This window comes from Brevibacterium ravenspurgense (assembly GCF_001584615.1).
In the GTDB taxonomy this organism is placed as follows: Bacteria; Actinomycetota; Actinomycetes; order Actinomycetales; family Brevibacteriaceae; genus Brevibacterium; species Brevibacterium ravenspurgense.
Genome location: NZ_LQQC01000002.1, coordinates 171,139 through 183,975, shown reverse-complemented (window position 1 = coordinate 183,975; position 12,837 = coordinate 171,139). Strand labels below are relative to the sequence as shown.

At 62.1% G+C, this 12,837-nt stretch carries 11 protein-coding genes; 4 read left to right on the top strand and 7 right to left on the bottom strand.

Annotated elements, in window-relative coordinates; genetic code table 11:
- The first annotated feature begins 371 nt into the window (after nucleotides 1-371).
- On the top strand, nucleotides 372-1,142 hold the full coding sequence (locus Bravens_RS01145) for a fructosamine kinase family protein (protein WP_062019553.1): 771 nt from the start codon (nucleotides 372-374) through the stop codon (nucleotides 1,140-1,142).
- 131 nt (nucleotides 1,143-1,273) lie between these two features.
- Here Bravens_RS01145 and aceB read toward each other — a convergent pair whose 3' ends face one another.
- The gene (aceB, locus tag Bravens_RS01140; RefSeq protein ID WP_062019551.1) at nucleotides 1,274-2,872 is read right to left on the bottom strand and encodes a malate synthase A; all 1,599 of its coding nucleotides are present in this window, start codon (nucleotides 2,870-2,872) and stop codon (nucleotides 1,274-1,276) included.
- Between the two features lie 120 nt (nucleotides 2,873-2,992).
- Complete coding sequence (locus Bravens_RS01135; protein WP_062019549.1) at nucleotides 2,993-4,378, bottom strand: FAD-binding oxidoreductase; 1,386 nt, start codon at nucleotides 4,376-4,378, stop codon at nucleotides 2,993-2,995.
- A gap of 127 nt (nucleotides 4,379-4,505) precedes the next feature.
- On the opposite strand from Bravens_RS01135, the gene Bravens_RS01130 reads away from it, so the two are divergent.
- Nucleotides 4,506-5,234, top strand: a complete 729-nt coding sequence (locus Bravens_RS01130) for an IclR family transcriptional regulator (protein WP_062019547.1) — start codon at nucleotides 4,506-4,508, stop codon at nucleotides 5,232-5,234.
- A gap of 112 nt (nucleotides 5,235-5,346) precedes the next feature.
- Here Bravens_RS01130 and Bravens_RS01125 read toward each other — a convergent pair whose 3' ends face one another.
- Nucleotides 5,347-7,047 carry a ribonuclease J gene (locus Bravens_RS01125; RefSeq protein WP_062019545.1) on the bottom strand — a complete coding sequence of 567 codons (1,701 nt, stop codon included), beginning with the start codon at nucleotides 7,045-7,047 and terminating at the stop codon, nucleotides 5,347-5,349.
- A complete protein-coding gene (gene dapA, locus Bravens_RS01120; RefSeq protein WP_062019543.1) occupies nucleotides 7,044-7,961 on the bottom strand; it encodes a 4-hydroxy-tetrahydrodipicolinate synthase in 918 nt (305 codons plus the stop codon). Before dapA ends, Bravens_RS01125 begins: the two co-directional genes overlap by 4 nt.
- A gap of 71 nt (nucleotides 7,962-8,032) precedes the next feature.
- Between dapA and Bravens_RS01115 the strand changes: the two genes are divergently transcribed.
- Nucleotides 8,033-9,211, top strand: coding sequence for a heparan-alpha-glucosaminide N-acetyltransferase domain-containing protein (locus Bravens_RS01115; protein ID WP_062019541.1), 1,179 nt, complete (start codon nucleotides 8,033-8,035; stop codon nucleotides 9,209-9,211).
- Nucleotides 9,212-9,233: 22 nt separating this feature from the next.
- On the opposite strand, the gene Bravens_RS01110 is transcribed toward Bravens_RS01115, so the two are convergent.
- Both Bravens_RS01110 and dapB read right to left on the bottom strand, forming a co-directional pair.
- Nucleotides 9,234-9,692, bottom strand: coding sequence for a hypothetical protein (locus Bravens_RS01110; RefSeq protein ID WP_062019539.1), 459 nt, complete (start codon nucleotides 9,690-9,692; stop codon nucleotides 9,234-9,236).
- Complete coding sequence (dapB, locus tag Bravens_RS01105; protein ID WP_082790952.1) at nucleotides 9,692-10,432, bottom strand: 4-hydroxy-tetrahydrodipicolinate reductase; 741 nt, start codon at nucleotides 10,430-10,432, stop codon at nucleotides 9,692-9,694. Before dapB ends, Bravens_RS01110 begins: the two co-directional genes overlap by 1 nt.
- A gap of 64 nt (nucleotides 10,433-10,496) precedes the next feature.
- Here dapB and Bravens_RS01100 point away from each other — a divergent pair, with 64 nt between their 5' ends.
- Complete coding sequence (locus tag Bravens_RS01100) at nucleotides 10,497-11,990, top strand: DUF1846 domain-containing protein (RefSeq protein WP_062019537.1); 1,494 nt, start codon at nucleotides 10,497-10,499, stop codon at nucleotides 11,988-11,990.
- A gap of 109 nt (nucleotides 11,991-12,099) precedes the next feature.
- On the opposite strand, the gene Bravens_RS01095 is transcribed toward Bravens_RS01100, so the two are convergent.
- Entirely contained in the window at nucleotides 12,100-12,726 is a 627-nt protein-coding gene (locus tag Bravens_RS01095; RefSeq protein WP_019174874.1) for a superoxide dismutase, read from the bottom strand.
- Nucleotides 12,727-12,837 lie beyond the last annotated feature (111 nt).

Genomic DNA, 12,837 nt, shown 5'->3' with positions numbered 1-12,837 from the left:
CTATTATTCTAACTTTCCATTCGGACCCTATGGCCCACGCGAATATAATCAATATTATGTAGGGGTCACAACTATTCCTGCTATCGTCGCCGCCGGTTTTATTATTGCGACGAGGGCCATGCGGACAATGTGGGCTGTGATTCTGTCACTGCTCTTGTTCACTGTGCTCTGCACGCTGGTTGGAATGGCTCTTTATCCTTCTGGCCCGAAATGGTCAATAGAGAGCGTCTTTATTACTCTTCTTTATATTGTTTTGCCCACCACAGCATCCGCCACACTCATTTACGCTATTGTGGCCGTAGCCAGATGGCTCTACATCAAAATCCGCGGCAGCAGGTCGAGGTCATGAGGCTGCTCCTACACTGAAGTACATGGCCTTCACCAAACAGCGCGCTGGTGCTCCCACTGGCTTTTTCCAAGCTGAAGCTGCCGGTCTGCGTTGGCTTGCTGAACCCGGGGCCATTCCGGTGGTTCGGGTCCTCGGCGTGGCCGATGACCGGCTCGAGCTGGAACGGCTGGACCCTGCCCCCTCGACTCCCGAGGCGGCGCGCACTTTTGGTGCGCGGCTGGCCCGCCTGCACAGCTCAGGTGCACCGGGGTTCGGTTGGGCGCCCCGCTCCCCCGCCTACTTCGGTCCCCTGAGTCAGCCGTTCGAGGTGCCGGCGGCACCTCGTGAATCTTTCGGTGAGTTCTGGGCTGAGGACCGTCTGCGCCCGCTTTTGGAGCGCGCTCGCGGGCAGTTGGGAGCCCGCGGTGCGGCTGCGGTTGAAGAAGCAGTCGACCTCATCGCAGAAGGCGCCTACAACGGCATTGCCGGCGGGCCGGCAGAAGAACCAGCACGCGTCCACGGCGACCTGTGGAGCGGCAATGTCATGTGGACGGCAGACGGTGCGGTGCTCATCGACCCGGCCGCCCACGGCGGTCACCGATTAGAAGATCTGGCGATGCTCGCCATGTTCGGCGCTGCCCACCTGAACGAAATCTTCGCCGGCTATGAATCCGAGCACCCCATGCCGAGCGGCTGGCGTGACGATATTCCCGCACACCAGCTGTTCGGCCTTCTGGCCCACGTTCACCTGTTCGGATCGATGTACACGCCAGACACTGTGTCAGCCGCTGAAGAGGTTCTGCGCGGCAGGTGACTGCCGTTGGACGGCTGCTCTGCGACAGCTGCCCACTGACCGTTGCCAGAACGCACTGAGGCCCCCGCGAACACTTCGCGGGGGCCTCAGTGTTGAGCTTCGGGAGGAGGATCCTTCAGCTCAGGTTTCCATCAGCCCAGCAGCTCGTAAGCCGGCAGGGTGAGGAAGTCATGGTATTCGTCATCCAGCGCCATTTCGGTGAAGAGCTTGGTTGCCTGCTCGAGGTTGTCACCGGAGAGCTTCGCGGTCTCTTCGTCAATGAGCTTCTGCACGAAGTCCTTCGTGATCTGCTCACCCGAGTCGTCCAGCTTCACGCCTTCCTTGACCCACTGCCACACCTGGCTGCGGGAGATCTCAGCGGTCGCGGCGTCCTCCATCAGACCGTTGATGGCGGCCGCCCCGTTGCCGTTGAGCCACGACTGGACGTACTGGATGCCCACCGAAATGTTGGTGCGCAGGCCGCCTTCCGTGATCTGGCCGGGGGTGTCCTTCACACTGAGGAGGTCGGCTGCGGTGACGTTGACGTCTTCGCGCTTCTTGTCGATCTGGTTAGGACGCTCACCCAGAACCTTGGTGAAAGCTTCCTTGCAGGTTTCGACCATGCCGGGGTGGGCAACCCACGAACCGTCAAAGCCGTCGCCGGCTTCACGCGACTTGTCGTTCGTGACCTGGTCGTATGCCTTCTTGTTGGCTTCTTCGTCCTTCGAGGGGATGAATGCCGACATACCGCCGATGGCGTGTGCACCGCGCTTGTGGCAAGTGCGCACCAGAAGTTCGGTGTAGGCGCGCATGAACGGAACGGTCATGGTCACCTGAGCGCGGTCCGGGGTGATCCAGTCTTCGCCCTTGTTCCGGTGGGTCTTGATGACCGAGAAGATGTAGTCCCAACGGCCTGCGTTGAGCCCCGAGGAGTGTTCGCGCAGTTCGTAGAGGATCTCTTCCATTTCGAACGCCGCCGGGTAGGTTTCGATGAGGCAGGTGGCGCGGATGGTGCCGCGCGGAACGCCGAGGGCTTCCTGAGCGTCAACGAAGATGTTGTTCCACAGGCGGGCTTCCAGGTGCGATTCCATCTTCGGCAGGTAGAAGTAGGGGCCGCGGCCCTTTTCAATCTGCTTGCGGCCGGCACTTGCGAAGTACAGCACGAAGTCGACGATCGAACCGGAGACAGGAGTGCCGTCAACGAGGATGTGCTTTTCGGTCATGTGCCAGCCGCGGGGGCGCACGATGATTGTGGGCAGCTCTTCGTCGGGACGCAGCTTGTATTCCTTGCCGGTTTCTTCGGCAACGAAGTCGATTTCGCGGTTGGTTGCGTCAAGCAGGTTGATCTGTCCGCCGATGACGGAGTCCCACGCGGGAGTGTTGGCGTCTTCCTGGTCTGCCAGCCACGCCTTGGCGCCGGAGTTAAGCGCGTTGATCGTCATCTTGCGGTACGTGGGGCCGGTAACCTCAACACGGCGGTCTTCCAGGCCGGGGGCAGGAGGCGCCACCTGCCAGGTCTCGTCTTCGCGGATGGCCTTGGTCTCTTCGAGGAAGTCGAGTTCGCCGCCTTCGTCGAGGAACTTCTGGCGTTCGACGCGCGCGGCCAGGCGGTCCTGGCGTTCGCCTTCGTACTTGCGGTGCAGGTCGGCGATGAGCTGCAGGGCCTCAGCGGTGAGGACCTTGGAGTATTCGGGCTTGAGCTCAGCGGTGATTTCCATGCCTTCGGGCAGCTGCAGTTCGACAGTGGTCATTGTCTGTCTCCTATTCGTGTGATTTCACATTGTGAAATCTTTGATTCACACATTGAAAGATTAGACGGAAAAGCCGGCTGGAGTCAATAGCTGCCCCAGCCGGCTTCCGCATTGCCATAGTCAGGCGCTGGGCTTAGCGTGCGGGCCCACGACAACCATCGTTCCGGGGTTGAGGATGCCCTGGGGGTCCAAGGCTTTCTTGATGCGCTCGTTGAGTTCGTAGACGTCCTCGCCCAGGTAGTCCTTCAGCCAGGGCTGCTTGAGCTTGCCAACACCGTGCTCGCCGGTGATGGTTCCGCCCAGGTTGATGGCGAGACTCATAACCTCGCCGTATGCCTTATTGGCCCGCTCTTCTTCGCCTTCAACAGTGGGGTCGAAGACAACGAGCGGGTGGGTGTTGCCGTCGCCGGCATGAGCCATAACGGGAATGCGCACACCGTTGCGCTCTGCGATTTCCGCGATGCCCACCACGAGGTCGCCCAGCTTGGGAATGGGAACGCCGACGTCCTCCAGAAGGATGGAGCCGGTCTTCTCGATTGCGGGAATCGCGTGGCGGCGGGCAAAGGCGAACTGCTCACCCTCATCCGGGTCGGTTGTCGACAGGCATTCGGTAGCACCGGCCGCGTTGCAGATGTCTTCCATCCGCTGCATTTCAGCCGCGGCGAACTCTGCCGGTTCGTCTGACTGGATGATGAGCATGGCCGCCGCAGTGCGATCCAGGCCCATGCGCAGGTCGTCTTCAACGGCGTTGATGGTCGGATTGTCCATGAATTCAAGCATTGAGGGCTGCATGCTGCGGGTGATGTCGAGAACAGCCTTCGAGGAGCACTCGAGGCTCGGGAAGATGGCCACGAGGGTCGACGGGGTGCGCTGCTGCGGCACCAGACGCAGGGTGACCTCGACGACGATGCCGAGCGCACCTTCCGAACCGATGAACAGCTTGGTCAGCGAGAACCCTGCCACGTCCTTGACGCGGGGTCCGCCCAGTGTGATGAGCTTGCCGTCAGCCAGCACCACCTTCAGCCCAAGCACGTAGTCCGTTGTGACGCCGTACTTCACGCAGCACAGACCACCGGCATTGGTCGAAATGTTGCCGCCGATCGAGCAGAATTCGCGCGAAGCCGGGTCCGGCGGATACCACAGACCCTCAGCCTGAGCTGCCGCATTGACTTCACCGTTGTACGCGCCGGGCTGCACGACAGCGGTGCGGGTTGCAACGTCGATCGTAATGTCGCGCATTTTGTCCAAAGAAATGACAATCGCGCCGTCCTGCGCAGTCGACCCACCCGACAGACCCGAACCGGCGCCTCGGGGAATGACGGGGACATCATGCTTCGCCGCCCAGCGTACTGCAGTCTGCACGTGCTCAGCGCTGCGCGCACGCACAACGGCCAGCGGCATGCCGGCGTTGGGGTCGTTCGCACGGTCGCGACGGTACGCCTCCATCTGGTCGGGATTGACGGTGACAACACCCTCGGGCAGGGAGGAGATCAGTTCTTCGAGCATTTGCCCACCTTTTGCGTATCAACGGCAAAGTTTAGAAATGAATTTTCATTTCCATCTAGTGAAATTAGTATACTACGCTAGATGTGTTCTACGTCGCATTGTCACGTGTGTGCAGTCAGGAGGCGAATTGGCACCGACATCGCGAGTTCAATCAGTCGACCGCACCCTCGACGTCCTCGAGGCACTCGGCTCCATGGGCGGGGCTGCCCGCTCCATCGACATTGCAGAGCAGCTGAGTCTTCCGGCCCCGACGGTCCACCGCATTCTGGCGACCCTGTCCGCCCGCGGCTACGTGGGACAGCTCCCCGACAAACGCTACTCCCTAGGAGCGGCCCTCATCCGCCTGGGCGCGCAGGCAGCCGCGCAGGTCGGCTATGATCTGCAGCCCATTCTCGACGAACTGGCAGGCAAGCTCGGCGAAACCGTCAACCTCGCGTTTATGCAGGGCACAACCATGACCTACGTTGCCCAGGCGGCATCCCGCAGGTCCATGCGCATGTTCACAGAAGTCGGCGCGCGCGTGCCCATGCACAGCTCCGGCGTAGGCAAAGCGACGCTTGCCCACCTGCCTTCCGGTGAGGTTGACGCGATACTCGCCTCCACCTCGTCAATTGATGCCCCGGCGCTGCGAGCCGAACTGGAGCTCAGCCGGGAACGCGGTTTCGCCCTTGATGACGAAGAACAGGAAATCGGCGTGCGGTGCCTGGCAGTGCACGTGCCCGGCGCACCCGTGCCCGCGGCACTCTCAACGTCCTCCCCCACATCCCGCCTGACAGAAGACGTCTACGATTCCTTCGCCGAGGAACTGCACGCCGCCGCAGCGAAGCTGACCGCGGTGTGGGAGGCCCGCCCCTAAGCCGCACGTCCGCACACGGCGCACACACAGCCCGCAAAGACAAGGCTGGGCGAGGGTTTCCCCTCGCCCAGCCTTCAAGTTCTCAGTGTCGTTGCCTTAGCAGCTCCGACGCTCAGTCTTCGTCGCCGACAAGAACAACCATCGGCACGATCATCGGACCGCGACGCAGCTTGGTCGACAGCCACCGGCCGATGGTGCGGCGAATGATCTGCTGCAGGCGGTGCTGGTTCTTCACACCGTCATCGAGCGCTTCTTCGACAGCCTTGGTGATCTTCGGCTTGATGGTGTCGAACACGCGGTCGTGCTCTGCAACACCGCGCGTGTGGATTTCCGGCCCGGCGACGATTTCGCGGTTCTTCACGTCGATCGTCATGAAGATCGACACGAAGCCTTCGCCGGCCAGCACGCGACGGTCGCGCAGATCGTCTTCCGTGACATAGCCGACCGACTTGCCGTCGACGAAAACGTATTCGCACGGCACAGCTCCGACAATCGACGCCTGCCCGTCCTTGAGGTCGACAACCCAGCCGTCGTCGGCGACGACGACCTTTTCCTTGGGCACACCGGTTTCCATTGCCAGCTTCGCGTTGGCGAGCATGTGACGCCACTCGCCGTGAACCGGCATAACACCCTTGGGCCCCACAATGTTGTAGGCGTACAGGAGCTCACCGGCCGATGCGTGGCCGGACACGTGCACCGCGGCATTGCCCTTGTGGATCACGGTTGCACCCAGGCGCATGAGACCGTTGATCACGCGGGACACCGAGTTTTCATTCCCCGGGATGAGCGAACTTGCCAGGATGACGGTGTCGCCCTCGGTCAGGTCGATCTGGTGGGTGCCGTTGGCCATACGCGATAGTGCCGCCATGGGCTCGCCCTGCGAACCGGTGCACATGAGCACAACCTGGTCTTCGGGGAGGTCTTCGACCTGTTTGATGTCGATGATCGAACCCGCTGGAGCCTGAAGGTAGCCCAGTTCCTGGGCGATCTTCATGTTCCGGACCATGGACCGGCCGACAAACGCCACCTTGCGTCCGTGGGCGACAGCGGCTTCTAGAACCTGCTGCACACGGTGGACGTGGGATGCGAAGGACGCGACGATCACACGGCGCGAGGCGTGGCTGAACTGCTGTTCAAGCACCCGCCCGATGTTGCGTTCGTGGGCTGTGAAGCCGGGAACTTCCGCGTTGGTGGAGTCCGTCAGGAAGAGGTCGACGCCTTCTTCTCCGACACGAGCAAAAGAGCGCAGGTCCGTAATCCGGCCGTCCAGGGGCAGCTGGTCCATTTTGAAGTCACCCGTGTGCAGGATGGTTCCCGCATCCGTGCGCAGGAAAATGGCCAGAGCATCCGGAATGGAGTGGTTGACGGCAATGAACTCGAGGTCGAACGGGCCGAGCTTTTCGCGGTCGCCTTCCGACACGACTTTCGTCTTGGCCCGCACGCGGTGCTCTTTGAGCTTCGGTTCGACAAGAGCCAGGGTCAGGGTTGAACCGAGAATCGGGACGTCGCGGCCCAGTTTGCGCAGCAGGTAGGGCACAGCGCCGATGTGGTCTTCGTGGCCGTGGGTCAGCGCAATGCCGACAACGTCTTTTTCGCGCCCGTCAAGGTACGAAAAGTCCGGCAGGATGAGGTCGACTCCCGGCTGTTCTTCTTCGGGAAAGAGCACACCGGCATCGATGATGAGCAGTTTGCCGTCGGTCTCGAAGACCGTCATGTTGCGCCCGACTTCACCGAGACCGCCAAGAGCGACGATCCGCAGGGCGTTGGGGTCGACCTTCGGGGGTGTTCCGAGGTCGGTTGGCAGTTCAATCACTGAAGAAAACCGTGTCCTTCCAATGTTCGGCGCAGGAAGTCGACCTGGTCCGCCGTGGCCGGCAGAAGAGGCATGCGAACTGCGCGGGAGGGAATCACGCCCATGAGCTCAAGGCAGGCCTTGGCGGCAACCACTCCGGGCATGTGATTCATGATTGCATCGACCGCAGGAGCAAGGTCCAGGGCCAGGCGGCGAGCCGCGGCGATGTCATTCGCAGCGACCAAATCCACCATTTCAGACAGGGGGCGGGCAATGACGTGCGCCGCAACCGAAACCACGCCGACGGCACCGGAGGCCAGCAGCGGCAGGTTAAGGGCGTCTTCGCCCGAGTAGTACACAAGATCAGTGCTGGCCATTACCTCGATCGTCGATGCGAGGTCGCCCTTGGCGTCTTTGACCGCGAGGATCGTGGGGCACTCGGCCAGTTCGATGAGTGTTTCCTTTTCGATCGGCACACCCGATCGGCCGGGAATGTCGTAGAGCATGACCGGCAGGTCCGAAGCATCGGCGATTGCCCGCATGTGTTCGGCAATGGCCGCCTGCGACGGTTTGGAGTAGTAGGGCGTGACGGCCAGAAGTCCATCAGCTCCGGCTTCGACGGCCTGTTCGACATTTGCAATCGAGGTGCGCGTGTCATTTGTGCCGATGCCCGCAACGACGCGGACGTTTTCCGGCACGGCTTCTTTCACGGCGCGCAGAAGGTCGCCCTTTTCTTCAAATGACGTTGTCGGGGATTCGCCGGTGGTGCCGGAGACGACGAGCATGTCGTTGCCCGTGGCCACCAGGTGCTTGGCAACAGCCTGCACCGCATCGAAGTCGACGTCATCACCCTTGAAGGGCGTCACCATCGCCGTACCGACGCGACCGAAAGCTGCGATCGCTTCCGCTGCCTGTGAATCTCCCTGAATAGCCATGCCCCTACTGTACCGTCAGCAGGTGTCGAAGTGGCCCGTGACCACGGTCGACCCGTGGCAGAATCGAGCCCATGAACTCTGCGAACAGGCTCTTCCCGCCCGGGCGTCTGCAGTGGCTCGATGCGGCGCGCGGCTTGGCCCTCTTCGGGATGATCGTCACCCACATCTTCAGTCTCAGCACGGACGACCTCGAACCGACCTGGGCTGTTGTGTTCGCGGGCCGTTCCAGCGCGCTGTTCGCAGTTCTTGCTGGTTTTTCTCTGGTTCTGGCTTCGCGTTCACGGGCTCTGTCCACCCCGGGCAAAGCCATTGCAGCCGCGGTCATCCGCGGAATCATCATCTTCGCAATCGGCCTCGTGCTCGGCACTGTCAGCACTCGCCTGGCAATCATCCTGACCGTCTACGGCTTCCTGTTCATTGCCGCGTCCGTCTTGCTTCCCCTGCGCGGTCGCACACTTGCAGCACTCGCAGCCGTGTGGCTCGCAGCCTCTCCCCTCGTGTCCCACGCAGTCCGCGCCCACTGGCAGCTGGAACAGGACTTCAACGTCCCGAGCCTCGATTCGCTTTATGATCTGGCGGGCTTGCTGCAGTCGGTTGTGCTCACCGGCTATTACCCCGCGCTGCAGTGGATGAGCTACATCCTCGTGGGCATGGCGCTCGCGCATGTCCCCTGGTCACGGCAGACTGCAATAACGGCGAGCGCTGTCGGTCTGGGAACAGCCATCATGGCCTCAGCCATCTCATCCCTGCTTCTGGTGAGCCGCGGCTGGGAGGTGCTTTCCGCCTCGGCGGCTGAAGAACCGGGCCTTCTCGAACAGGCGACGACCTACGGCAACTGGGGAACCGTCCCCACCGACACCGCGTGGTGGCTGGCAGTGAACGGCCCGCACACCGGCACTCCCCCGGACCTCGTGGGAACAGCGGGAGTCGCGGTAGCGGTCATCGGGGTGTTCTGTCTGCTGTTCACCAGCTTCCCCGTGCTCGCTCCGCGTCTTCTGCTGCCGCTGACCGCCCCCGGCTCAATGGCACTGACCGCGTATTCGCTGCACGTGGTGCTGCTCGAAATGACTGCCGGCATGGCACCAACACAGGAGTATGTGACGCACGCGCTGGTGCTCATCGGCATCGCCATGGTGTGGAAGGCGCTCATTTCGCGACGAGGCCCGTTGGAGACCGCTATCGCCGCGATTGTGCGGCTGGCAGCGCGCGGAAAGCGGACGAGGCGGGCTCAAGTCGATCGAGTCGGTTGAGGAGCGCCGAGGTTGGGCTGGATCAGCTGGATTCGCGGCGAGCGGTTCGCTCCATTGTGATGGCCTTGCGCATGGTGCTGCGGGCGCGACGGCGGTCGCCGGCTGCGTCATAGGCCATTGACAGGCGGAACCACGACCGCCAGTCATCCGGCGCTTCCTCGGCTTCGCGGGCGTAGAGCTCGAACTGTTCGTCGGCGGCCTCGCGGACAATCCGCCCGCCCGGTGTGCGCGGGAGATCATCCGCTGGGAGCCCGCCTTCCTCGGCCAGCTGCTTGCCCAAACGCTCAATGCGAGCGCCGAACAGAAGCTCAACGATCAGCGCCCACGCCCCGATGATCGGCAGCACCAGCAGCGCGACCGCCAGCAGCTTCGCAACGATATTCGGTTCGCGCAGCATGATCATGCCGCGCTGCACCATAAAGATGAGGTACAGGAGCAGCAGCACCGAAATGACTGCCGCCCCGATCTTCGCTTTGGACATCAGAGGTACTTTTCCAGCCCCACCGTCAGGCCGGGATGCTGGTCGACCTTGCCGACAGCGGTGATGATGCCCGGCATAAAGGCTTCGGTCGAGTGTGAGTCCGTGCGGATGGTGAGTGCTTCGTGAGCTGAGCCGAAGTGAATTTCCTCGGAAGCATTCATGCCCAGCTGACGGACGGCGTGCACGTGAATGCCGTCGATCACGGCTCCGCGAGCACCGTGCGGGTCGTCCTCTGTTGCGTCGGGAACATCCGGCAGGCCCGCATCGCGGCGCACTGCGGCAATCCGCTGGGCGGTCGACACGGCGGTGCCGGATGGAGCGTCGAGTTTGCGCGTGTGATGGATTTCGATGACTTCCGCAGAATCGAAATAGGGCGCGGCGAGCTCGGCGAACTGCATGGCGAGAACCGCCCCAATGGAAAAGTTCGGCGCGATGAGAACACCGACGTCCGGGTGCTGCTCGGTCAGCTGTTCCAGGCGCTGCAGACGTTCGTCACTCCACCCCGTTGTGCCCACGACACAGTGGATGCCGTGGCTGACCAGAAAGTGAACATTGTCTTCCGTTGATTTGGGCACAGTGAGCTCAACGGCGACGTCCGCTCCGGCTTCCACCACGGCGGAAAGATCGTCCCCACGGCCGATCGTCGCCACCAGCTCCATGCCGTCGGCTGCTTTCACCGCTTCGACGGCGTGCGAGCCCATGCGTCCTGATGCTCCGATGACTGCGACTTTGACTGCCACGTGATTCCCTTTCTGTCGGTCAGGTCCATTTTGTCATCCCACCGCGGTGTTAATATCAAAGACCATGCAGGCTCCCCTCGGATTCGACAGCGCAGAATACATCCGCCAACAGTCAGCACACATCGCCCAGCGGCGCCGCGACATCGGCGGCAAGCTCTACCTCGAAATGGGCGGCAAGCTCTTCGACGACAATCACGCCTCACGGGTTCTGCCGGGCTTCACCCCGGACAACAAACTGGCAATGCTTGCCGAACTGAAGGACGAACTCGAAATCCTCGTCTGCGTCAGCGCGCGCGATCTCGACCGGCACAAAATCCGGGCCGACCTGGGAATCAGCTATGAGGACGACGTCCTGCGGCTGATCGACGCGTTCCGCGACGAGGGCTTCATCGTCAACAACGTCGTCATGACCCAGCTGGACGACGGCAACCTCAAAGCCCGCGAATTCATCACCAAGCTCGAACGCCTGGGGCTCACGGTCGCCCGGCACGTGACCATCCCCGGCTACCCCAGCAACACCTCGCTCATCATGAGCGAAGACGGCTTCGGCAGAAACGACTGGGTCGAAACCACTCGCGACCTCATCGTCGTCACCGGCCCCGGCCCGGGGTCGGGCAAACTCGCCACGTGCCTGTCGCAGCTCTACCTCGACAGCCAGCGCGGCATCACCTCCGGCTACGCCAAGTTTGAGACCTTTCCCATCTGGAACCTCCCCCTGGAACACCCGGTCAACTTGGCCTACGAAGCCGCAACGGCAGACCTCGATGACATCAACGTCATCGACGCCTACCACCTGCGCGCATACGGCAGGGAAGCCACGAGCTACAACCGCGACATCGAAGTCTTCCCGCTGCTGAAGGCCACCCTCGAAGAGCTCTACGGAGAATCGCCCTACCAGTCCCCGACCGACATGGGTGTGAACATGGTAGGCATGTGCATCAGCGACGACGGCGTCGTGCGGCACGCGGCCCAACAGGAAATCATCCGCCGCTACTTCACCGCGCTTGCTGACGAACGCCGAGAAAACCTCGACAACACGGTGTCGGAGCGGATCGCCGTCATCATGCGCAGAGCACAGATCACCCCGGCGGACAGGCCGATCATCGGCATTGCCCAGAACCTCGAAGCATCCACGGGGCAGCCAGCTTCGGCCATGCAGCTGCACGACGGCACCATCATCACCGGCAAGACCTCTGAACTGTTGGGCTGCTCAGCCGCCATGCTCCTCAACGCGCTCAAACACCTGGCGGGCATCGACCCGGACGTGCACCTGCTGCAGCCGGAGAACATCGAACCCATCCAGACACTCAAAACCCAGCACCTGGGAAGCCGCAATCCCCGCCTGCACATGGACGAAGTTCTCATCGCGCTATCGGCATCAGCTACGGCTGACCAGCACGCCGACGCCGCGCTGGCCAAGCTGAAGGACCTGCGCAGCTGCGATGTGCACACCACCACCCTCCTGGGTTCAGTGGACGAAGAGGTGTTCCGCAACCTGCAGATGCGCGTCACCTCGGACCCCAAGTACCAGCGCAAGTCGCTCTACCACAAACGCTGAGTTCAGGCAGGGCGGCCGGCAGCTTTGCCAGGAGCCGCGCTGCCCACAGAATCAGGGCACAGAAAAGGCGGGGAACACCATGTTCCCCGCCTTCTGCGTGTTGGAGCTATCAGCCCAGCAGGAGGCCTTCGCCCTGCTTGCGTGCGCGCTCGAAGCGAGCCTGGACGTCTTCCCAGTTCACAACGTTCCACCAGGCCTTGACGTAGTCAGCCTTGACGTTCTTGTAGTCGAGGTAGAAGGCGTGCTCCCACATGTCCAGCTGCAGCAGCGGGACGTAGCCCATCTGCACGTTGCCCTGCTGGTCGTAGAGCTGCTCGATGGTGAGCGCCTGACCCAGCAGGTCCCAGCCGAGAACAGCCCAGCCGGAGCCCTGGATGCTGGTTGCAACAGCTTCGAAGTGTCCGCGGAACTTGTCGAAGTCGCCGAAGGCGTCGTCGAGAGCGGCAGCGAGTTCGCCGGTCGGCTTGTCGCCGCCGTCCGGGGACATGTTGTTCCAGAAGATCGAGTGGTTGACGTGGCCGCCGAGGTTGAAGGAGAGATCCTTCGAAGCCTTGGCTGCGGCTGCGAAGTCACCCTTGTCGCGTGCTTCAGCCTGCTGTTCGAGAGCGGTGTTCACACCGTTGACGTAGGTCTGGTGGTGCTTGCTGTGGTGCAGTTCCATGATCTGGGCCGAGATGTGCGGCTCCAGAGCTGCGTAGTCGTAGGAAAGATCGGGAAGTTCGTACTTGACGGTCATATCTTCCTCCTAAGAAGTCAATGAGCGACGTCTGTCGCTATCGCTTTCGGGCCTATCGAAGCTCGTCACCGGCTACAACGGGGGATGCCCGGCCGGTTATTCCAGATGGCA